A 20,364-nucleotide genomic window follows, 5' to 3' on the forward strand; every position below is an offset into this window, starting at 1 on the left:
ACAGGCGCTGAGGCTTAACCGCCAGAAGTAAAACTTCGGTTGCGCTGCAGGTTCGGATCAGGTCTTTCCGTCGTCAACCAATGCGGCCTCGGACTCAGGGGATCCCGTGCCAGCAATGCGCGCGTCGATGTCCGCCGCCTTTTCCCGGATCTTCTTGCTTGCCGCATCGTAGCGCTCATCGAAGTCCGGCTCGCTGTGGCAGGCGGCTAGCGTGAGGACGGCAAACGCCAGGAAGGCGAGCCTGCGCATCAATAGTTCTTCTTGATGCGCAGGTTCACGCTGTTGACGCCCGAACCGCCAGCCTGACTCAGCACCGACAGCCACTTTGTCACGCTGACCTCGAGCTGCGTCGCGGTAAAGCCGCGCGCATCGGTGATCAGTTCGACATAGACGTCGTCGGTCAGATACTGACCTGCCGCCAGAGCCGTGCCCCGGCCCGATGCCTCGTCCGCACCCAGGATGCGCAGGCGGTCGATCCCCGTGGCCGAGCGCAGTTGCCCAAGCGGATTGAGCCCGCCCCCGGTTGAGTTGAGAGAGTTGAGCGAGGATGCCAGCTGTACCGCCTGGATCGCCGAAAGGTTGGCGATGGAGCTGCCGAACAGAATGCGCGAGAGCACCTCGTCCTGCGGCAGGCTGGGCGTCGAGCTGAAAGTGATTTGCGGGCTGTAGGCCCTGCCGCCCACTTCCACGGTCACGTCGACATCGTCGATCGATTCCTGCGCGGTGATCGCCACCGCGGGATCGATGGTCCTTCCGCCGTTGAACGAAATCACGCCTTGGGTCAGTTCGAACGAGCGTCCAGCGAACCCGAGCGTACCGCGGATCAATTCGACGTCGCCGGCCATCGTCGGCGCCGCACTGGTACCGCCGATGGTGAATTTCGCCTTCCACTCGGACTCAAGCCCCATGCCCGAGACGTAGAGTTTCTCCGGCGCACGCATGCGCAAGTCGAGGCGTAGCCTGGAGAACATCGACGAGATCGGTTCAGCGGGCTCGTCACCGGTAATGCGTTCCGGGCCGCGCCTCGGCTTGAAGCGCACTCCGGTCAGCCGCGGCACTTCGGCCGAGCCTTCTCGCACGATCTGGTAGCGCGTTTCGGGAAGTCGCAGGTCGCCGGAAAGAAGCGCATCCTCTCCGGCCTGCTTGCTCAGGCGCAGGTTGCCGGTCGCGCTGGCGGAAATGGAACTGCTGCGCGCTAGCCGCGCCTTGTCCAGCTCGACCGAGATGTCCATCGGATAGCCCTGATCGGCGGCCAGGCTGACAAAGCCGTTTGCGCTCAACGTGCCATCGCCTGCCTTGGCGCTCAGCGATTCCAGTTCCATCCGGTTGCCGTCGAACTTGCCCGCAAAACTGAGCTTGGACAGCCGCGTGCCGTAAGTCTGGTTTTCGTAAACCAGGTCCTTGCCGCGCACGATGCCGTTCAGGCAGGGATCGGAAAGCTTGCAGGAGAAGTCGGCCGCCAGCCCCATCGGGCCGCTGAGGGTCTGCCCCGACATTCCCGCGAACGAGAACAGGGTATCGGCCGGGCCGTTGTATCGGATACCGCCGCCCAGCGGGGCATCGAACAAGCGCTCGGTCCACGGGCCGCTGCCGGGCGGCAAGGGCCGCAGGCTTGCGACCATGCGCCCGATCACGGAACCGCTGCGCCGGAACACCGCTCTCGCCTCGCCGCCGTCAGCCAGGAGCTTGCCGACGAAATTGATGTCGACAGGCTGGCTGACGATGTCCGAACTGGTGCGGGTGAATTTGTTGAGCGTCAGGCGCGCATCGGCGCGAGGAAATGCGGCGGGATCGGCCTGCTCAAAGTCGAGACTGCCGCTCGCCGAACCGCCGAAGCCATACCCGGGCAGGAAAGCATTGAGCATGGTCATGTCGATGTTCTCAAGACGGCTCTGCAGCTTCATGCCGGCGCCATAGGTGCCCGCGATCTTGGCCGAGCCACCGCCGAAGGCCAGCTTGGTCGGCAAGAGTTCGTATCCGTCTTCCTTCGGCAGGATCCGGGCAGGCGACGTGGTCTTGACACTCTGACCGCGAACCTTGCCGTCAAGCGCGATGCGCCAGACATCGGGCTGCAGGTCACCGTTCAGCGCCAGCTTGAAGGGTACGCCGCTATAGCCTTCGAGCATCGCTTTCGCCTTGCCCCGGCCATTGCGGTAATCGATCAGCGCGCGCGCCACGGCGATGCGAAGCGCCCCCATACGGGTTCCGGAAATCTGGGCGTCGGCCACCAGACTGGGCTGATCGTAAAGGACCGCGCGCCCGTCGATGATGGCAGAACGGATCGTCAGGTTCGCAGGGCCGGCGAAAGTCGAATCCTGCGCGCGCAGGTTGAAGTCGATGGCCTGGTATTTCCGCTCGGCCGAGAGGGTCAGAACCCCGTTCACACCGTTGCCTGTGGCAGTCAGCTCACCGGCAAAGGGGCCGCTGCGGGTCTGGCCGAGCTTGCCTGCGAAGGCGACGCCGGAAAGATTGGCCTCGTTGATCTGCAGGGACATCGCCTGCCCCATGCCCAGCGTGACATCGGCCTTGAGCGGGCCGTAGTCGGTATCGCCGGTCAGGGCGAGGTTGTAGCCGCCCCGCGCGCCGGTCACCCGCGCATCGAGGTTGGCGAGGCCGATGCCGAGGTTGGGCTTGTCCGCCGTGATATGGGCGTCAGGATCGCCAATCGTCCCGGCCACGCGAACGCCGATAGCGCCGTAGCGATCCGACGTTCCATCGGCGACGAGGGAAATGCGCCCGTCAGGCGACCAGAAGCCGCGGCCGCCGCGCACCTTGAGGTCCGGCGCGGTCATCTGCAGGTTGGAGAAGCGCACGAGGCCATCGGTGCCGTAATTCACGTGCGAGGCCGCTGCAAAATTGCCGCCGAGATAGCCCTTGAGGCTGTCGTTCAGCAGGCGCGTCGATTGTGCCCGCACCGTGCCGTCCAGAGCAAAGCCGTTCCCCTTGCTTTCGAGGTCCATGTCGGTGCGGATGTTGAAGATGCCCACGCTGGCAAGGCGATAATTGTCGATCTTGCCGTCGATGGCGCCGGTGTAGAGCCCCTTGCCGACATCGGCGACAAGGATCAGCCCGGCATCGATACGATCGGAGCGCAGCCGCATGTTGTCGGACAGGATGCGCGCCCCGTCTATCGCCAGATCGCCGTTGAGGCGGACATTGGGCAATGTCCCGCCGGCCACCGTATCGAGGCCGGTGATCCGCTCGACCCGCGCCGAGACCGGGATCATGATCTTGCCCGCGTCAACCCGCGCGGCGCCTTCTGCGAGGAAGCCCTGCAGGCCCATGTCGTTCATTACCAGCCGGCTCGCGCTGATGCGATAGCCGACCCTGGGCGCGGTGAAGGCACCGTCCAGCGTCAGGATAGCGCGAGTGCCCGCTCCGCTCAGGTTCTTCGCCAAGGCAGAAGGCTTGAGCAGCACGAAAGCCAGTTTGAAGTCCTCGAAGCTGTTGTCCGAAAGGTCAACGAGGCCATTGGGGGTGAGGTTGAACGCGTCGCTGGAAATCATGCCCGACACGTTCGCGCGCCGGTCCGCCAGCGCTGCCTTTACGTCGACATTGGTGCCTGGACCGAGCAGGTTCGCGGTCGGCCCGCTGAACATCCGTGCAAAGCGGGTCGGTCCCTTGATTGCGAAAGTTCCGTCGCGCGCAGTGAGATCCAGCCGCGCGAGATCCCCGGTTCCATAGTTCGCGGCGAGCTTGCCGTTCCAGGCGGCCCATGTGCCCTTGCCGTCGACTTCGAGCGTCAGCGGCTGCGTCAGCCCAGCCAGTGAGGCGATCACGCCTCCCGTCGGCGCGTCGAGATCCAGGCCGATGCCCAGACGGTTCTGCTTCGGCACGGCATCCAGCGAGAGATCGAAGCGATCTCCCCCCTCCTTGCCGGCAATCGCGATCGTCGCGCCCTTGGCGTCCACTTGTGCCCTGCCGTCGGCGAGGTGCACCATACCGGCGAACGACATGATCCGCCGCTCGCGCGATACCGCCGGCTCGAAGACGAAATTGTCGACGCGCATCGCGCCCACGTCGATATCGAGATCCGGCAGCAAGGGCGCATCACTGGGCGGCGTCTCGCGAAACTGCGGCGCCCGGCGCAGGATCATGCGCTGTGCCGTGGCGCTGCGCACGTTCACGTGATTGCTGAAATAGTCGAAGGGATTCCAGTCGACGTGGATCTCGGGCGAGAACAGGAACTCGCCCTTGGGATCGCGCACCGACAGATCGTGCAGGGTCATCTTGCCATAGAGCGAGCCCTCGATCCGCCCGACCGAGATCTTCATGCCGTTCTCGAATTCGAGAGCGGCTATCTGGTCGGCGACGAAACGCCGCCCCGGTCCGGTATCGATGCCGAAGATCACCAGGACCGCAAGCGCCACGATGCCGATGCCGATCAGCGCAACGGTCTTGAGCGCGCGCACCTTGGCGCGCTGCAACAGCGAGGGCCGTTCGATCACGACCGCTTCTTCCATGGCCGGAGGGGGCGTTTCGGCGGGAATGTCGTCGTTTTCCGCCATCAGAACGCCTGCCCGATCGAAACGTAGATATTGATCCGCGATTCCCCGGGACGGCGCGCCAGCGGCGTTGCAACGTCCAGCCGGATCGGACCGAAGTTCGTATAGAAGCGGCCGCCGATGCCGACGCCGTACCGCAAGTCGGAGAACTGGGGCATGGTCTCGCGATAAGCCTGCCCGGCATCGACGAAGCCGACAATACCGTAATTGCCGAAGCGATAGCGCAGCTCGGCAGATGCCTCGTTGAGGCTGCGCCCGCCGACCGGATCGCCGTCGGGAGCCTGCTCGCCCAGCTTCTGGTAAGCGAAGCCGCGAACCGAACCGCCGCCGCCGGCATAGAGACGCCGGGACGGCGCAATGTCAAAAAGCCCTACGCCCTGGATCGTGCCCAGTCGCATCCGCCCTGCAACCACCAGCTGATCGGAGATCGGGTAATAGGCCGAGGCATCCAGTCGCGCACGCACGTAAGGGTTGAATCCCTTGTTCACGGTCGTCTCAGGCTGGACCAGCGCAGTCAGGCGATATCCCTTTGTCGGGTCGAGGAGGCTGTCGGTCCGGTCGAAGCCGACCTGTCCGTTCACGCCGGCAATGTAGAACGTGCGGCGCGACCGGTCTCCGGTAGCCGCGTCGAAATCGGTCTCGGAAGTGGCAAGCAGTTCCACGCCGAAGGCATAAGTGTATTTCTTCTGCCAGATCGGCGTGGAATCGCGCCCGATCTTGGCCGCGAGGCGTCCGGTATAGGCGCTGTACGCATCATAATCGTTGTGGAAGGCCTCGGCGACCACTTCCAGCGTGCGATCGCGCTTGCCTGCATTGGAGCGGCGGAACGTGACGCCCACACCCTGCTGGCGCGTACCGGCTACGGCATTGGCAATCAGCGCGCCTTCGGGCGGGAAGAAATTGCGGTGGGTCCAGCTCGCCTTGGCCGTGATGCCCTCGCCAGCGGCAAAACCCAGCGATCCGGCAATGGTGCGCGGCGGGCCTGCATCCTGCTTCACATGGAGATCGACGTATTCGGTGCCCTCCCCGGCTGCTTCACCGGTCTTCTTCGGTTCGACCGAGACCGTGGAGAACAGGCTCGTCGCGATCAGCGCCTTGCGCAGGTCGTCGACCTTGCGGCTGTCGAACAGATCCCCGCGCTTGAACCGGCTGAGGACCTCGATGTGGTGGGCATCGAAGGCGAGATCGCCGTCAGTGGTGATCCCGCCGAAGCGGCCGCGCGGACCGATGTCGACCGGCAGTGTGTAAACCCCTTCGCCGGTCTGCCGATCGAGCAGGATGTCGCGATCGCCCACAGCCGCGAAGGGATAGCCGTTTTCAGGCAAGGCCACGGCGATCTGCGCCTCCGTACCCTGCACGCGCTCTGCAACGATCGGCTCGCCCGGTTTCAGCGCGACGTTGTCCTCGATCAGGTGGGGCGGCAAGGTGGGTTCGGCCTTGATGACGATGTCGGAGAAGACATAACGCTTGCCGGGGCGGACCGTCAGCACGGCCTGTAGCGGCTGGCCGTCACCCTGGGCGCCGCGATCGATGCGGGTGCGCACGCGCGCCGAATACCAGCCCTCGGCCGCAAGAATGTTCTGCAGCAACTCGCTGTCCTCGGTCAGGCGCGCCGAGATCATCGCGATATTGGCGGCCTTGCCATCGCCCTTCCTGAGCGCGGAAAGACCGTTGAACTGGCTCTTGAGATTGACGCCCGTCTCGTCGTCAGCGGCCTCCAGTCCCTCGATGCTGACCTTGTAGGCGACCTGGACATCCTGCTTGTCTTCGTCGGCATTCTGATCGAACTCGACCGGCGTCACCTCGAACCGTTCGAGCGGCGGCAGGGGCGCAGCCAGTTCGGCATCGCGCACCGGTGCATCGCCGATTTCCTCGGTCTGGTCCTGGTCTGCAAGCGCCGGGTTGCCCAGCGGGGCCTCCTGCCCTTCGCCGGGCTTCGCATCGGCCTGGTCCGCCGCCAGACGACGTTCGAAAGCCTCGATCGATTCCAGTGGCTTGTCCAGTTCGGGATCGTCGGCCTCATCGAGCTTGGGAACCGTGGAATTGAACTCGTCGTCGCCGATGACCGGATCGAGTTCCGGCAAGGTCACGTCAGGCGGAGGCGCGGGAACGGGAACCTTTCCGGCTTCCAGATCGATATCGCCATTGGAAACGGCTGCATCGCCAGCTTGCGCGGTTGGCTGCGCAGCGGACTGACCGGCCACGCCCTGCGCATGCGCGACGCCCGCCGTCATCACAAGCGCCACCGAGAGAGTTGCAAGGCTCGGCGCGGAAAGGAAACGTCGGTCGCGCACCCGCCGGGAACAAGGTGAATTGCGATCCATTAGCCAAGGCATGAACTGTACGACGAATCTTCCCCTTTTGAAGCCGGACCGGACGGCTTTTCCTGAAATTCCCTATCGCATTGCAACAGGGAAAGTTCCCCGTAAGATTCGACAGGATCATGAAAACTAGCACGACGCCTCCATCGACGCAGCCAGGCGCTGACTCAAATTCACCCTGGTCCATGCCGCTTTCGGCCTGGGGCGGCGTGTTGAAACGCGTCTGGATCATGAGCGGCTTTCACGAACTCGGTTTGCTTTCCGCCGGGCTGGCCTTCTATTCCTTCCTTGCCCTCACCCCCCTGATCGCCGCGACGGTGATGATCTACGGCCTGATCGGCGATGTCGATACCGTCAGAAGCCAGATGGAACGGATCGCCAAGGTCGTGCCGCCTGAAGCGGCGCATATTTTGGAACAGCAGCTCATGCAGATCGTCTCGACCAACTCCGGCGTGACCGGGCTGGCGCTTTTCATAGCACTGTTCTTCGCGATCTTTGGCGGCATGCGCGCGGCCAACGGAATGATCAGCGCGCTCAACATCATCAATGAAGAACATGAAACACGCGGCATCTTCTCGACGATGATGCGCGCGGCCGGGCTGACGCTCGCCGGCGTGATGATCGCGCTGACCGGCGTGCTGGCTGGAGGCGTCTTCGCCTGGCTGCAGACGCAGACGAAAGTCTATCTCGGCGACTCGACGCAGATGCTCTTCAAGACACTGACCTGGGCAGCGGCCATTGCGCTTGGCAGTGCCGGATTTGCACTGATCATGCGATATGGGCCTGACCGCCGTCCCGCCAAATGGCGCTGGCTGACGCCGGGTGCGCTGCTTGCCACGCTGCTGTGGATCGCAGTGTCCTTCGGCTTCTCCCTCTACGTCGCCTACATCAGCGACTACAATGCGACGTATGGCTCGCTCTCGGCCATCGTGGTCTTCCTGATGTGGCTGTTCCTCTCCGCTTACGGCGCGCTGCTCGGCGCGCTTCTCAACGCCGAGATCGAACGGCAGACCTTCCGCGACACGACGATCGGACCGGAACGTCCCCCGGGCGAACGCGGGGCAATCCTCGCCGATGTGATCGACAGTACCATTCCTTCGGTGAGCGAACTGGAAGGGCGCAAGCGTCGACGCGGTGACATTGCCCGCCATCAGGCGGACTGACCGCTTTCGATGGAAAGCGGACGGCGCTGCTCGTCCAGGTGAATGACCAGATCCGCGCGTGCGGGCATTTCCTGGAGGATATGCCGGGTCAAGCGCTCGTAATGGCTAATGAAGCGGGCAATGCCTGCCTCGTCCATGATAGCCCCTCCCGAAGGGGCGGACCAAGCCAGATCCCGCTCCTGCTCCAGTCGCCAGCCATGTACGACTGCGAAGTCCGGCGCCGCGATCAGGACGAGGCGGTCGAGCCTTGCGAACAAGGAGGCATACCTTCCTGCCAGTGCGGCATTGACGTAGCGCCGCCAGCGTCCGTCTGCATCCTCGCATTCTTCGAGGCCGTTCACTGGTGCCGCGAGGTCCTCTTCGCTCTGGGGAGCGGCACCGACACACCAGCCTTCGAAGATCAGGACCTCGCAAGCCTCGGGTGCACTCGGCCATTCGGACATTGCCGCGCGATCGTCCCGGGCCTTCTCGAAGCGGGGCAGGCGTGTCGCCTCGCCCCTTGCCAGCGCATCCATGACCCGCAGGCCCAGGCCCACGTCATGGGTCCCGGGAACGCCTCGCGTGGCCAGGAGCGGATGCACCGAACGCGCAAGTTCCCCTCGCTCCGCCCGGGTGAGGTAGATGTCGTCGATGGAAAGCACGGCGGCGCGAACCCCCTTGCCCGTGCAGGATGCGAGGACAGCCTGGGCCAGAGTCGTCTTGCCGCTCCCCTGCGCGCCGCACAGCCCAATCACCACCGGCCGACGAGCGGATTCGCCAAGAGCCGCATCGATCTGGCTCATCACGGCCGCCACGACGCGCGGATCGGCCTTGCTCATGGAACGAATGTCGCTGCCTGCCCCTGAACGCGCCCTTCCTCGTCGATCAGGTTCCACACGACCGCGGGCCCGATCCGAAACCGACGCCCCTTTGCCGTGATGCGCACCCCGGCATAGTCATCGATGAAGCCTTGCGCCGTGACCCGGTCGAGCAGCGCCTGTCGCTCCTCGCGCAAGGGAGCCTCGGCGGAAAGGCGCGAGGGCATCGCCGTAAAGCTCGAAACATCGCTTTCGAATGCCGCCAGGGCGCAGGCATTGCCGAAGAAAAAGACCGGATCGGGCTCGATGCCATGGGCAAGCAGCGCGACCGGCGCATGCCAAAGACCGGCCACCACATCGTCGCACGCTGCGATCAGGTCCCGGCCGAGCAGGCGGCGATAGCTAGACGCGATCAGCGCAATCCGTTCGGCACGGCCGGCCGCGCGATAGATCGCCGGGACCGCGTCCGTTTCCGTTATCGACACCACACTCACGCCCAATTTTTCTCTTTCACGCCATTTCTGACAGGTGCGCATAACGCCTGCAATGGGCCGGCGCCTCATTATTGGCGTCGCAATGCGACGAGGAAACCCTTCACATCCAGAATACCACTTGAAGTTTGATGTGAGAGGTTCATATCGCGATCACATCAAAATGTGAAACGGTGATTCCCATGTCTGGAAATATAATCGAACAAGTCCGCAAGCTCGTGACCGAGGGCGGCATGAGCAAGGCCGGGCTCGCCCGCGCTGCCGGGCTGCACGCCAACACCCTGCGCGATTGCACCGAGCCGGACTGGAATCCAACGGCCGACACGCTGGGCAAGCTCGAGCGCGCCCTTTTTTCGAACGACGACCGTCAGGTCCTCGTGCCGATCGAGGAAATCATCGAGGAGGCGCGCAACGGCCGCATGTTCGTCCTCGTCGACGACGAAGACCGTGAGAATGAAGGCGATCTCGTCATTCCCGCGCAGATGGCAACTCCGTCCGCGATCAACTTCATGGCCACCCATGGCCGCGGCCTGATCTGCCTCTCGCTCACCAGCGAGCGCGTCAGCCAGCTCGGCCTCGACCTGATGAGCCAGAACAACGGCACCCGTCACGAAACCGCATTCACCACCTCGATCGAGGCGCGCGAGGGCGTCACTACCGGAATTTCCGCCGGCGACCGCGCCCGCACCGTCAGCGTCGCCATCGACGGCACCAAGACCAAGGATGATATCGTCACTCCAGGCCACGTCTTCCCGCTGCGCGCCCGCGACGGCGGCGTACTCGTGCGCGCCGGACACACCGAGGCCGCCGTCGACATCTCCCGCCTTGCCGGTCTCAATCCCTCGGGCGTGATCTGCGAGATCATGCGCGACGACGGCACGATGGCACGCATGGACGACCTGATAACCTTCGCGAGGATGCACGATCTCAAGATCGGCACGATCCGCGACCTCATCGCCTATCGCCGCAAGCACGACCGCCTTGTCGAAACCAAGAACGAAGTGACCTTCGAAAGCCGCTACGGCGGACACTGGATCGCCCGCAGCTACAACAACAAGGCGACCGGCGACGAGACCATCGCCCTTATCAAGGGCCGCATCGACCCCGCCAAGCCAACGCTCGTGCGCATGCACACGCTTTCGGTCTTCTCCGACGTCCTCGGAGAAACCTCCGAGGAACGCGGTGAGCTGCTGCACCGTTCGATGGAAATGATCGCCGAGGAAGGCTCCGGCGTCATCGTCATCATCAACCGCCCGATGAACCGCCTGATGTCGCGCATCATGGAGATCAAGAACCAGGCGCGGGCCGGTCAGGCGCCGGACCTCGAGGAACTGCGCGACTATGGCGTAGGCGCACAGATCCTTGCCGAGCTGGGCATTCACGACATGATCCTGCTCACCAACACCCACCATTCGCTTGTCGCACTGGAAGGCTATGGCCTCAACATCGTGAGCGAACGCGCCATTCCCGCGCATGCAACCGAAGGAGCGAAGTGAAATGGCCCGATTTCTGATCGTCGAAGCGCGTTTCTACGACCATCTGAATGACATGCTCGTCGCCGGCGCCAGCGAGGCACTCAAGACAGCCGGACACAAGGTCGACGTCATCACTGTCCCCGGCGCGCTGGAAATTCCCGGTGCGATCTCGCTGGCCGATGCAGCGGGCGACTATGACGGCTACGTCGCAATCGGCGTCGTCATCCGCGGCGAAACCTATCACTTCGAAATCGTCGCCGGCGAAAGCGCGCGTGGTATCATGGCGCTGACGATGGACGGCATTGCCATCGGCAATGGCATCCTGACCGTCGAGAACGAAGAGCAGGCCCTAGTTCGTGCCGACCCGGCACAGAAGGACAAGGGCGGAGAAGCAGCCAAGGCCGCGCTTGCCCTGCTCGAACTGCGCGAGCGCTTCGGCGGTTGATCCTTCAGGCGACGTTCCGGCGCCGCCCATCGGCGTCGGATCTTAGCCGAAGCACCGCCTTGCACAATCGCGGGCCGCTTCCAATGAAGCGGCGATGCTCTGGTATTTTTACTTATTTCTTCGAACTCATGCGAAGACGATAATCAAATTATCGCTAAAAATGGCGGTCAATACGCATATAAACCTACCCCTTACAATCCGTTCACTTATGAAACACTGTCCTATACACTGTTTCAACTTGGACGGTTTTCTGTATTCGACGCGAAAATCGGAATGAATTAAGATCCTGATTGGAGCCATCTGGCAACAGAGCCGAACGGCGCGGAAGTGCGCCACGACGGCTCGCGTTGCGGCGTCTCTCAGGTCAGCGAGGCACGAGCCTCGTTTCACGGAGGTCGCTTGGATGAACAGGAAAAATCGCGCTGTCGGGCTCATTCCCGCCCTGGAACACATGCTTGTCGAGCTGGACAGGCTCGACGCCCCAGTCGCTGCGGCCCACATCGATGCTGCCATCGCGTTGCTCGTTGAATCCTTCAATATCGAAAGAAGTCCGTCCACTTCGGACGAACCTGCGCAAGACGATCTCGCCACGGCGTGACATTGATCACCCCGGGTTGCGGCACCACGAAAGAAAACCGAGCCGGAACGTTTCTTTGGCACGGATGACTTTGCGGTCCGCAAACATGGGTTCAATCGCTGCGGATCTAGGTGTCGCAGGGAGCATTGGCTCCTTGCGCGATCCCGGCACGCAATGGGTGATCGCTGTCGATGGACATGTCAGACCAGCTAATGCGCAATCGCGCCAAGGCCATTCGACTGATCGGCATAGCGAACGAACTTCTGGCCATGGCGCGCGAACTCGAAATCGGGCAGCCGCTTGCGGGCGATCCCTTCGTGGCGGATGGAATGGAAGAAGCGCCGGGGCGCTTCAGAGAAGTCGCCAGCAAGGACCATCCCATCTGGGTGGAGCTGGCCAGACAGGCCTATGACGACAGGCGGCGCAGATCTAAGATCTTCCAGGCGGACGCTCTCTTCGGAGAACCGGCCTGGGATATCCTGCTCGACCTGTTCATTGCAGCGAAGGAACGCCGCCGCGTCTCGGTGACAAGCGCCTGCATCGGCTCGGCCGTTCCCTCGACCACCGCTCTGCGCTGGATCAGCATTCTTGAAAAGCACCAGCTCCTGCAACGCGAAGCCGATCCCGGCGATGCCCGCAGGGTTTATGTCCGGCTCAGTGCCCGCGGCTATGCGGCCATGCTGGAATATTTCGCAGCTTCATCACGTTCGGTCGTGCTGCTGGACGATCCGAGTCCCCACTTCGCTGCCGCGCGATAAAATCAGGCGCCCCCGCCCTTTCCGCCCCCCTTGGAAGGGAGAACCTGTACGCATCCGGCAGCGCCGGGCGACTGCTCCAGCCCATGTGGAGCAGTCGCCCGGACCCAATTCAACGGCCGATCAAACGCTCAGGCGACCGAATGCGGCGGCACCGGCATAACGGGCCGCGTTGCCGAGCTCTTCCTCAATGCGGATGAGCTGATTGTACTTGGCAAGCCGGTCCGACCGGGCCAGCGAACCGGTCTTGATCTGGCCGCAGTTGGTCGCAACCGCGAGGTCGGCAATGGTCGAATCCTCGGTCTCGCCCGAGCGGTGCGACATGACCGCGGTGTAGCCCGCGCGGTTCGCAATGGAGACGGCCTCGAGCGTCTCGGTCAGCGAGCCGATCTGGTTCACCTTGACCAGCAGAGAGTTGGCAAGACCCTGCTCGATCCCCATGGTCAGGCGCTTGGGATTGGTCACGAAAAGGTCATCACCGACGAGCTGAACCTTGTGCCCGACCTTGTCGGTCAGCGCCTTCCAGCCTTCGAAATCATCCTCGCTCATGCCGTCCTCGACCGAAATGATCGGGTAGGCGTCGCACAGATCGGCCAGATAATCGGCAAAGGCGACCGGGTCGAGCGAGAGCCCCTCGCCGCTGATCTCGTACTTGCCGTTCTTGAAGAATTCGGTCGAGGCGCAGTCCAGCGCGAGCTGGATGTCGGTGCCGGGCTTGAAGCCGGCTTTCTCGATCGAGGCCATCACGAAGTCGAGCGCGTCGCGGGTGCTGGCAAGGTTGGGCGCAAAACCGCCTTCATCGCCGACCGCCGTGGCGAGACCCTTTTCAGAGAGCCCCTTCTTGAGCGTGTGGAAGATTTCGGCGCCCCAGCGCACGGCCTCGGCGATCGAGTCCGCACCGACCGGCATGATCATGAATTCCTGAAAGTCGATCGGGTTGTCGGCATGTTCACCGCCGTTGATGATGTTCATCATCGGCACCGGCAGGACATGGGCCGAAACGCCGCCGACGTAGGAATAGAGCGGCAGACCGCGGGCATTGGCGGCGGCCTTGGCTGCTGCCAGGCTGGTGCCGAGTATTGCGTTGGCGCCAAGGCGCGCCTTGTTCTCGGTGCCGTCGAGAGCGATCATCGTCAGGTCGAGATCGCGCTGGTCTTCCGCATCAAGACCGACGAGCGCTTCGGCGATCTCCCCGTTCACCGCGTCTACGGCCTTGAGCACGCCCTTGCCGAGATAGCGGCCCTTGTCGCCATCGCGCAATTCGACGGCTTCATGGGCGCCGGTCGAAGCGCCCGAGGGCACTGCAGCGCGGCCGAAGCTGCCGTCTTCGAGCAGGACGTCGACTTCCACGGTGGGATTGCCGCGGCTGTCCAGAATTTCACGGCCATGAATGTCGATGATCGCGGTCATTTGAGCTGAACTCCTCCTTGCGGCGCCACACTGCGCCTTTGGCCGGCGTCTTAGCAGGGGAACTCCGCCTGACAAGTTGCGTTGGGGATCTATAGGCAAGATGTGTTACTCTGTACGCGCACCGCCTATATGGGGATAGTCCCGGCGAACGGGAAACGAAGGAAGGATAGACGTATGGCCGAACCTACCGCTACCACCGGAAACGAAGCCGAATCCGCCAAGAACCACTTTGCCAAGGCGATGGAAGAAGCCAAGGCCGGCGCACAGGCTCTCGGCAAGGAAGCCCAGGCGCGTGCCGAAGAATATCGCGGAAAACTGACCCAGGCGACCAATGAATGGTCAAGCGAGGCCAAGACGCGGTCAGACGATGCGCGGACCAAGGCCAACGACTACGCGGCCGAAGCCCGCGAGAAGGCCAGTGCCTATGCTGCCGACGCGAAGGTCAAGGCCACCGATCTCGCCAACGAAGGCAAGGCGCGCACCAGCCAGGCCATGGTTGGCCTTTCGAAGATCATGGACGAGAATGTCCACCTGATCGATGAGAAGGTCGGGCCGAAGTACGGCGATTATGTGCGCACCGCTTCCAAGTCGGTCCAGGACGCCGCCACGAGGCTCGATGAAAAGTCGCTCGACGATCTGGGCGAAGATGCCAAGGAATTCGTGCGCACCAGCCCGGGGCTTGCCGTTGGGATGGCCGTCGCGGCCGGTTTCCTGTTCGGACGCATGTTCAAGAAGAGCAAGTGATGGCTCCGGGCAAGACCGATTGACAAGCATGGCCGAAGCCCAATCCAACCTCGTTCCTCCGCCCGACGAAGCGGAGACGGTGACCCTTTCCGAAGATCTGCGCCAATTGGCGCAGGACGCCCGCGTGCTGGCCGAGGCGGAATTCGCCTTCCAGAAGACGCGCGCAGCCTATGCCAGTGCAGAGGCCAAGGGCATCGCGCTGCTCGGCGTGGTCGCCCTCGTCCTGCTGTTCTTCGCAGTCATGGCACTGGTCGTCGGCGCCGTCATCGCGCTCGGCCCGGTGCTTGGACCTTGGGGTGCCATGCTCGCAGTTACCGGGACGCTGGTCCTCGTATCCGCTCTCTGCGCGCTTTCTGCCAGGACACGGCTCAGGAACATGCTGACTGCCATTTCCGACAACAGGGGATAGTCCGATGGGCAACCTAGCCCGCAAGCTCGAAGCGGATAGGGCCGCGCGCGATGCCGCGCGCGCCACATTCGATACGCGTTACGGCGCAATCAAGGCCGACATGGAAGAGCGCGGCATCGCCGGTCGGATGATCGATGAGTCGCTGGAACAGGCCAAGGACATGTTCGACGAGGCCGTCGACGTTGCCGAGAGCAATCCCGGCGTGGTCGGGGGAACCTTGGCCGCTCTCATGCTTTGGTTTTTGAGGAACCCGATCAAGGCCTGGTTCGACACCCTGCTCGGCCCGGAAGCGAAATGGAAGAAGGAAGCGGACAATGACTGACAGCGATCCCAACGCCCCGGAGATCCCGACCAGTGCAACTGGTGCGAATAACGTCGTGCCGCTTACTCCGGCCAAGACCGAACTTACGCCGCGTGAGAAGGTCGTCGGCTTCGTCAAGAAGCATCCGGTGATCACTGTAGCAGGCGGGCTCGCCTTGGGAGTTGCCGCCAGCGCTTTGCTGCCGCGCAAGACCGGTCGCAAGCTCATCGGCCGCGCCACGAAGCTTGCCGAGGCAGCCGGTGCCGCAACGGTCATGTTCGGCCGGGAAACGTCCGAAAAGGCGCAGGAATTGGGCGTGGAAGCTCGGGAATCCGCCGGAAAGCTGGCGAGCACCGCTGAAAGGGCCAGCAGCGCCACGGCCGCCAGCATCGAGAAACTCGCTCTCGCAGCGGTCGCAGCTGCGGGCGCTTTCGGTCGGACCACCGCCAGGAAGGCCGGTAAAGTGAGTGAAGCCGCCGCCGAAAAGGGGCACGAGATCGCGGACATGGCCAGTGAACTGAAGAAGCGGGCAAAGCGCTGACACTGACACGGCCTGCGCGGCTTACTGCTAACGATTTGCAGCAGCGAAGATAGGCCCGTCGCGCATGCGATGAAGCCTTGCCCTTGCCCCTGTCAAAAATTATAGGGATCGCTCCTCCCAACAGGAAAGCGGTCCTCCCTCATGCAGAAGCTTCATCTTGTCATGGGCGGCCGGGTCACGGACCCGCGCAGCCTCGAATTTTCAGACCTCAAGAACGTCGATCTCGTCGGCATCTTCCCTGACTACGCCTCGGCCGAAGAAGCCTGGCGCTCCAGCGCACAGCGCACCGTGGACGATGCCGAAATGAAGTACGTCATCGTGCATCTCCACCGCTTGCTCGAGCCTGAGTTGCCCGAAGGCTGATCGGTTCTTTGAGAAAAGCCCAAACGAACAAAGGCCGGCGATTTCGCCGGCCTTTTTCATGTCCGTAACTGGCAGGGGCGTTATCGCCCTACGGCTCAGATGAATTCGATCTTCTGCACGAGGTAGAACTTGTCGCCCGCAGGGACGGTCACTTCCACTTCGTCCTCGACCTGGCGACCGATCAGCGCCTTGCCCAGCGGCGAGTTATAGCTGATGCGTCCGATCTTCGCGTCCGCTTCGTAGGGACCGACGATCTGGTACTTCACCGGCTTGTCGTCATCGTCGAGCAGGGTCACCGTCGCGCCGAAGATCACCTTCGAGCCCGAGAGGGTCTTGGGATCGACGATCTGCGCGCGGCTGACCTTGTCCTCCAGGTCGGCAATGGTCGCCTCGACCTGGCCCTGGCGTTCCTTGGCCGCATGATATTCTGCATTTTCGGAAAGATCGCCATGCGCGCGCGCTTCTTCGATGGCATCGACGATCCGCGGACGCTCCTCGCGCAGGGCCTTCAGCTCTGCGGTCAGCCTCTCATACCCTTCGGCGAGCATGGGCAGCTTTTCTATACTGGCCATCAATAATTCCTCCTGTTGCCTCCCTTGCTGCAGACTACTCGTCCGTCCCGTCCCTTGAGGCACGGGGGCCGACCTGCAGCGATGTGGGGAGGCAAGATCGATTTCAGTTATAATAATCCTGCAACGAGCGCACTTCAAGCTGGCTCCCGCGAATCGTCGCAATTGCCTCGCTTGCAGCCACGCTCGCAGCGGCTGTGGTGAAGATCGAGACCTTGGCCGTCAGCGCCGAAGCGCGGATCGACTGCGAGTCCTTCAGGCTCTGCCAGCCCTCGGTGGTGTTGAAGATCAAAGAAATCTCACCGTCGATGATCTTGTCGACGATGTGCGGACGCCCTTCGGCCACCTTGTTCACCATTTCGACCGGAATACCCGCATCGGCGAGGTACTTCTGCGTGCCCGAAGTGGCGATGATGCGGAAACCCTCGTCCACCAGCTTGCGCACGGCAGGCAGGATGTACGGCTTGTCGCTGTTTTTCACCGAAACGAACGCGGTACCCTCGGTCGGCAGGCGCATGCCCGCGCCGAGCTGTGCCTTGGCGAAGGCGGTGGGATAGTCCGTGTCGATACCCATGACTTCGCCGGTCGACTTCATTTCCGGGCTGAGCACGGGATCGACGCCGGGGAAACGCGCGAAGGGGAACACCGCTTCCTTGACCGCGAAGTAGTCCAGCTTGCGCCTGAACGGCGGGAAGTCGGCCAGCTTTTCGCCCGCCATGACGCGCGCGGCGATCTTGGCGACCGGCTGGCCGATGGCCTTGGCGACGAAAGGCACGGTACGCGAGGCACGCGGGTTCACCTCGATGAGGTAGACCTCACCGTCCTTGACCGCGAACTGGACGTTCATCAGTCCGCGCACGCCAAGCCCCCTGGCGAGGGCTTCTGCCTGACGTTCCATCTCTTCGATAATCTCGTCGGGCAGGCTGTAGGGCGGGATCGTGCAGGCGCTGTCGCCCGAGTGGATGCCCGCTTCCTCGATGTGCTGCATGACGCCTGCGACAACGACCTGATCGCCATCGCACAGCGCATCGACGTCGCACTCGATGGCATCGCGCAAGTACTGGTCGATCAGCACCGGGCTATCGCCCGAGACCTGCACGGCGGTGGCAATGTAGTCGTCGAGCTGCTGTTCGCTGTCGACGATCTCCATCGCGCGGCCGCCCAGCACGTAGCTGGGACGGGTCAGGACCGGATAGCCGATGCGGTTTGCGACCGCGACGGCCTCGTCGCGGCTGCGGGCAATGCCGTTGAGCGGCTGCTTGAGGCCGAGCTTCTCGACCAGCGCGGCGAAGCGCTCACGGTCTTCGGCAAGGTCGATAGCGTCGGGCGACGTGCCCAGGATCGGAATGCCCGCCTTCTCGAGCGCATCGGCGAGCTTGAGCGGAGTCTGCCCGCCGAACTGCACGATGACGCCGACGAGTTCGCCCTTCTGCTGCTCGACGCGCAGGATTTCCAGCACGTCCTCAGCCGTGAGCGGCTCGAAGTAGAGACGGTCCGAGGTGTCGTAGTCGGTCGAAACGGTCTCGGGATTGCAGTTGATCATGATCGTCTCATAGCCGGCATCGTCGAGCGCGAAGCAGGCATGGACGCAGCAGTAGTCGAACTCGATGCCCTGGCCGATGCGGTTGGGACCGCCGCCGAGGATGACGATCTTCCTGCGGTCCGACGGCATCGCCTCGTCCTCGGGCTCACCGAAGAACGGCGCCTCGTAGGTCGAGTACATGTAGGGCGTGATCGCCTCGAACTCGGCCGCGCAGGAGTCGATCCGCTTGAACACCGGGTGGACGCCGAGCTTGGTACGCAGCTGGCGCACTTCGTCCTCGCTGGTTGCGCCTGCCATGGCGCGCAGGGCGTCATGGAGAAGGCCCGAGCGCTTCGCCTGGGTCTCGCCGAGACCGCCCGCGACATGGACCGAGCGCACCGCCAGCGTGGCAAGGCGCTTGTCAGAGAAGCCCATGGACTTGAGACGGCGCATGCCGGCCGCATCGATCGGCAGGCCGTCCTTCATGACCTTCGCCTCTTCGGCGATGATTTCCTCGATGTGGCGCAGGAACCACTTGTCGTAGAAAGTGATCGCGTGGATCTCATCCACGCTGAAGCCTTCGCGCATCGCCTGGGCGACGTTGAGCAGACGATCGGGCGTCGCCTTGGAAAGCGCCGCAGTGATCGTGTCGCGCCCTGCCCCTTCGAGTTCCGGCACGCGGTTGAAGCCGTCGAGGCCGGTTTCGAGGCCGCGCAGGGCCTTCTGCATCGATTCCTTGATGTTGCGGCCGATCGCCATGACTTCGCCGACCGACTTCATCGCCGTAGTCAGTTCGGGCTTGGAGCCCTTGAACTTCTCGAAGGCGAACCGCGGGATCTTGGTCACGACGTAGTCGATGGTCGGCTCGAACGAGGCCGGCGTGGCCCCGGTGATCTCGTTCATGATCTCGTCGAGCGTGTAGCCCACTGCCAGCTTTGCAGCGACGCGCGCGATCGGGAAGCCGGTGGCCTTCGACGCCAGCGCCGAGGAGCGCGAGACGCGCGGGTTCATCTCGATGACGATGAGGCGGCCGTCCTTCGGGTTCACCGCGAACTGCACGTTCGAACCGCCGGTCTCGACGCCGATCTCGCGCAGCACCTCGATCGAGGCGGTACGCATGATCTGGTATTCCTTGTCGGTCAGCGTCAGCGCCGGGGCGACGGTGATCGAGTCGCCGGTATGGACGCCCATCGGATCGACGTTCTCGATGGAGCAGATGATGATGCAGTTGTCGTGCCTGTCGCGCACGACCTCCATCTCGTACTCCTTCCAGCCCAGCAGGCTTTCCTCGATGAGCACTTCGGTGGTCGGCGAGGCATCGAGGCCCGAGCGGACGATCGCTTCGAACTCTGCCTTGTTGTAGGCAACGCCGCCGCCGGTACCGCCAAGCGTGAAGCTGGGGCGGATGATCGAGGGAAGCCCGGTGCGCTCAAGCACTGCGTAGGCCTCTTCGAGCGTATGGGCGACGCCCGAGCGTGCGGATTCGAGCCCGATCTTGTCCATCGCCTCGCGGAAGCGCTGGCGATCCTCGGCCTTGTCGATGGCATCGGCATCGGCGCCGATCATCTTGACGCCGTACTTCTCGAGCGTGCCGTCGTTAAACAGGGCCAACGCGCAGTTGAGCGCGGTCTGCCCGCCCATCGTCGGCAGCACCGCATCGGGGCGTTCCTTCTCGATGATCTTGGCGACGATCTCGGGCGTGATCGGCTCGACATAGGTCGCATCGGCCATGTCCGGGTCGGTCATGATCGTGGCCGGGTTCGAGTTCACGAGGATGACTCGGTAGCCCTCTTCCTTGAGCGCCTTGATCGCCTGCGTGCCCGAGTAGTCGAACTCGCACGCCTGGCCGATGATGATGGGACCGGCACCAATGACGAGGATCGAGGAGATATCTGTGCGCTTGGGCATGGGTTTCCTGCCTTGGAAGTGTGCTTACAGTTAAAGCCGCCCTGAGGCGACCGGGTTGCCGGATGCCG

The 20,364-nt window shown here is 63.3% G+C and carries 18 protein-coding genes; 10 read left to right on the forward strand and 8 right to left on the reverse strand.

Annotation, left to right across the window (positions count from 1 at the left end):
* Positions 1–57 precede the first annotated feature (57 nt).
* The 3 genes from J3474_RS12230 to J3474_RS12240 are packed head-to-tail and all read right to left on the reverse strand — an operon-like array spanning position 58 to position 6,829.
* Positions 58–249: a hypothetical protein gene (locus J3474_RS12230; RefSeq protein WP_007010931.1), complete on the reverse strand. Its 192-nt coding sequence runs from the start codon at positions 247–249 to the stop codon at positions 58–60.
* Positions 249–4,508, reverse strand: a complete 4,260-nt coding sequence (locus J3474_RS12235; protein WP_207094394.1) for a translocation/assembly module TamB domain-containing protein — start codon at positions 4,506–4,508, stop codon at positions 249–251. The genes J3474_RS12230 and J3474_RS12235 overlap by 1 nt, the downstream gene beginning before the upstream one ends.
* Positions 4,508–6,829, reverse strand: a complete 2,322-nt coding sequence (locus tag J3474_RS12240) for an autotransporter assembly complex family protein (protein WP_207094395.1) — start codon at positions 6,827–6,829, stop codon at positions 4,508–4,510. The genes J3474_RS12235 and J3474_RS12240 overlap by 1 nt, the downstream gene beginning before the upstream one ends.
* Before the next feature lie 227 nt (positions 6,830–7,056).
* Between J3474_RS12240 and J3474_RS12245 the strand changes: the two genes are divergently transcribed.
* A complete protein-coding gene (locus J3474_RS12245; protein WP_242528382.1) occupies positions 7,057–7,989 on the forward strand; it encodes a YihY/virulence factor BrkB family protein in 933 nt (310 codons plus the stop codon).
* Here the strand turns inward: J3474_RS12245 and J3474_RS12250 are convergent.
* Positions 7,977–8,807, reverse strand: coding sequence for a kinase (locus J3474_RS12250; RefSeq protein ID WP_207094397.1), 831 nt, complete (start codon positions 8,805–8,807; stop codon positions 7,977–7,979). The two genes, J3474_RS12245 and J3474_RS12250, sit on opposite strands and share 13 nt — an antisense overlap.
* Complete coding sequence (locus tag J3474_RS12255; RefSeq protein ID WP_242528383.1) at positions 8,804–9,271, reverse strand: MEKHLA domain-containing protein; 468 nt, start codon at positions 9,269–9,271, stop codon at positions 8,804–8,806. The genes J3474_RS12250 and J3474_RS12255 overlap by 4 nt, the downstream gene beginning before the upstream one ends.
* 188 nt (positions 9,272–9,459) lie before the next feature.
* On the opposite strand from J3474_RS12255, the gene ribB reads away from it, so the two are divergent.
* From ribB to J3474_RS12275, 4 genes are all read left to right on the forward strand, one after another.
* Positions 9,460–10,773 carry a 3,4-dihydroxy-2-butanone-4-phosphate synthase gene (gene ribB / locus J3474_RS12260; RefSeq protein ID WP_013833576.1) on the forward strand — a complete coding sequence of 438 codons (1,314 nt, stop codon included), beginning with the start codon at positions 9,460–9,462 and terminating at the stop codon, positions 10,771–10,773.
* Between the two features lies 1 nt (position 10,774).
* Complete coding sequence (gene ribH / locus J3474_RS12265; RefSeq protein ID WP_207094398.1) at positions 10,775–11,197, forward strand: 6,7-dimethyl-8-ribityllumazine synthase; 423 nt, start codon at positions 10,775–10,777, stop codon at positions 11,195–11,197.
* A 403-nt stretch (positions 11,198–11,600) separates the two neighbouring features.
* The gene (locus J3474_RS12270; RefSeq protein WP_207094399.1) at positions 11,601–11,795 is read left to right on the forward strand and encodes a hypothetical protein; all 195 of its coding nucleotides are present in this window, start codon (positions 11,601–11,603) and stop codon (positions 11,793–11,795) included.
* 170 nt (positions 11,796–11,965) lie between these two features.
* Positions 11,966–12,532, forward strand: coding sequence for a MarR family transcriptional regulator (locus J3474_RS12275; RefSeq protein ID WP_207094400.1), 567 nt, complete (start codon positions 11,966–11,968; stop codon positions 12,530–12,532).
* A gap of 120 nt (positions 12,533–12,652) precedes the next feature.
* On the opposite strand, the gene eno is transcribed toward J3474_RS12275, so the two are convergent.
* Entirely contained in the window at positions 12,653–13,939 is a 1,287-nt protein-coding gene (eno, locus tag J3474_RS12280; RefSeq protein WP_013833573.1) for a phosphopyruvate hydratase, read from the reverse strand.
* A 174-nt stretch (positions 13,940–14,113) separates the two neighbouring features.
* Between eno and J3474_RS12285 the strand changes: the two genes are divergently transcribed.
* The 5 genes from J3474_RS12285 to J3474_RS12305 all read left to right on the forward strand — a co-directional run bounded on the left by J3474_RS12285 (position 14,114) and on the right by J3474_RS12305 (position 16,297).
* Positions 14,114–14,683, forward strand: coding sequence for a hypothetical protein (locus J3474_RS12285; protein WP_207094401.1), 570 nt, complete (start codon positions 14,114–14,116; stop codon positions 14,681–14,683).
* Positions 14,684–14,711: 28 nt separating this feature from the next.
* A complete protein-coding gene (locus J3474_RS12290) occupies positions 14,712–15,092 on the forward strand; it encodes a phage holin family protein (protein WP_013833571.1) in 381 nt (126 codons plus the stop codon).
* A gap of 4 nt (positions 15,093–15,096) precedes the next feature.
* The gene (locus J3474_RS12295) at positions 15,097–15,414 is read left to right on the forward strand and encodes a hypothetical protein (RefSeq protein ID WP_207094402.1); all 318 of its coding nucleotides are present in this window, start codon (positions 15,097–15,099) and stop codon (positions 15,412–15,414) included.
* On the forward strand, positions 15,407–15,934 hold the full coding sequence (locus J3474_RS12300; RefSeq protein WP_207094403.1) for a hypothetical protein: 528 nt from the start codon (positions 15,407–15,409) through the stop codon (positions 15,932–15,934). Before J3474_RS12295 ends, J3474_RS12300 begins: the two co-directional genes overlap by 8 nt.
* A gap of 141 nt (positions 15,935–16,075) precedes the next feature.
* On the forward strand, positions 16,076–16,297 hold the full coding sequence (locus J3474_RS12305) for a DUF4170 domain-containing protein (protein ID WP_013833568.1): 222 nt from the start codon (positions 16,076–16,078) through the stop codon (positions 16,295–16,297).
* A gap of 95 nt (positions 16,298–16,392) precedes the next feature.
* Here the strand turns inward: J3474_RS12305 and greA are convergent, their stop codons facing one another.
* Entirely contained in the window at positions 16,393–16,869 is a 477-nt protein-coding gene (gene greA, locus J3474_RS12310; RefSeq protein WP_007010949.1) for a transcription elongation factor GreA, read from the reverse strand.
* Positions 16,870–16,972: 103 nt separating this feature from the next.
* Positions 16,973–20,296, reverse strand: coding sequence for a carbamoyl-phosphate synthase large subunit (carB, locus tag J3474_RS12315; RefSeq protein WP_207094404.1), 3,324 nt, complete (start codon positions 20,294–20,296; stop codon positions 16,973–16,975).
* Positions 20,297–20,364: the final 68 nt, after the last annotated feature.

This window comes from Novosphingobium sp. PY1 (genome assembly GCF_017312445.1).
In the GTDB taxonomy this organism is placed as follows: domain Bacteria; phylum Pseudomonadota; class Alphaproteobacteria; order Sphingomonadales; family Sphingomonadaceae; genus Novosphingobium.

Coding starts and splice junctions, on each gene's coding strand:
- J3474_RS12230 (WP_007010931.1), bottom strand. CDS start 249: ATGCGCAGGCTCGCCTTCCTGGCGTTTGCCGTCCTCACGCTAGCCGCC.
- J3474_RS12235 (WP_207094394.1), bottom strand. CDS start 4,508: ATGGCGGAAAACGACGACATTCCCGCCGAAACGCCCCCTCCGGCCATG.
- J3474_RS12240 (WP_207094395.1), bottom strand. CDS start 6,829: ATGGATCGCAATTCACCTTGTTCCCGGCGGGTGCGCGACCGACGTTTC.
- J3474_RS12245 (WP_242528382.1), top strand. CDS start 7,057: ATGAGCGGCTTTCACGAACTCGGTTTGCTTTCCGCCGGGCTGGCCTTC.
- J3474_RS12250 (WP_207094397.1), bottom strand. CDS start 8,807: ATGAGCAAGGCCGATCCGCGCGTCGTGGCGGCCGTGATGAGCCAGATC.
- ribB (WP_013833576.1), top strand. CDS start 9,460: ATGTCTGGAAATATAATCGAACAAGTCCGCAAGCTCGTGACCGAGGGC.
- ribH (WP_207094398.1), top strand. CDS start 10,775: ATGGCCCGATTTCTGATCGTCGAAGCGCGTTTCTACGACCATCTGAAT.
- J3474_RS12270 (WP_207094399.1), top strand. CDS start 11,601: ATGAACAGGAAAAATCGCGCTGTCGGGCTCATTCCCGCCCTGGAACAC.
- J3474_RS12275 (WP_207094400.1), top strand. CDS start 11,966: ATGGACATGTCAGACCAGCTAATGCGCAATCGCGCCAAGGCCATTCGA.
- eno (WP_013833573.1), bottom strand. CDS start 13,939: ATGACCGCGATCATCGACATTCATGGCCGTGAAATTCTGGACAGCCGC.
- J3474_RS12285 (WP_207094401.1), top strand. CDS start 14,114: ATGGCCGAACCTACCGCTACCACCGGAAACGAAGCCGAATCCGCCAAG.
- J3474_RS12290 (WP_013833571.1), top strand. CDS start 14,712: ATGGCCGAAGCCCAATCCAACCTCGTTCCTCCGCCCGACGAAGCGGAG.
- J3474_RS12295 (WP_207094402.1), top strand. CDS start 15,097: ATGGGCAACCTAGCCCGCAAGCTCGAAGCGGATAGGGCCGCGCGCGAT.
- J3474_RS12300 (WP_207094403.1), top strand. CDS start 15,407: ATGACTGACAGCGATCCCAACGCCCCGGAGATCCCGACCAGTGCAACT.
- J3474_RS12305 (WP_013833568.1), top strand. CDS start 16,076: ATGCAGAAGCTTCATCTTGTCATGGGCGGCCGGGTCACGGACCCGCGC.
- greA (WP_007010949.1), bottom strand. CDS start 16,869: ATGGCCAGTATAGAAAAGCTGCCCATGCTCGCCGAAGGGTATGAGAGG.
- carB (WP_207094404.1), bottom strand. CDS start 20,296: ATGCCCAAGCGCACAGATATCTCCTCGATCCTCGTCATTGGTGCCGGT.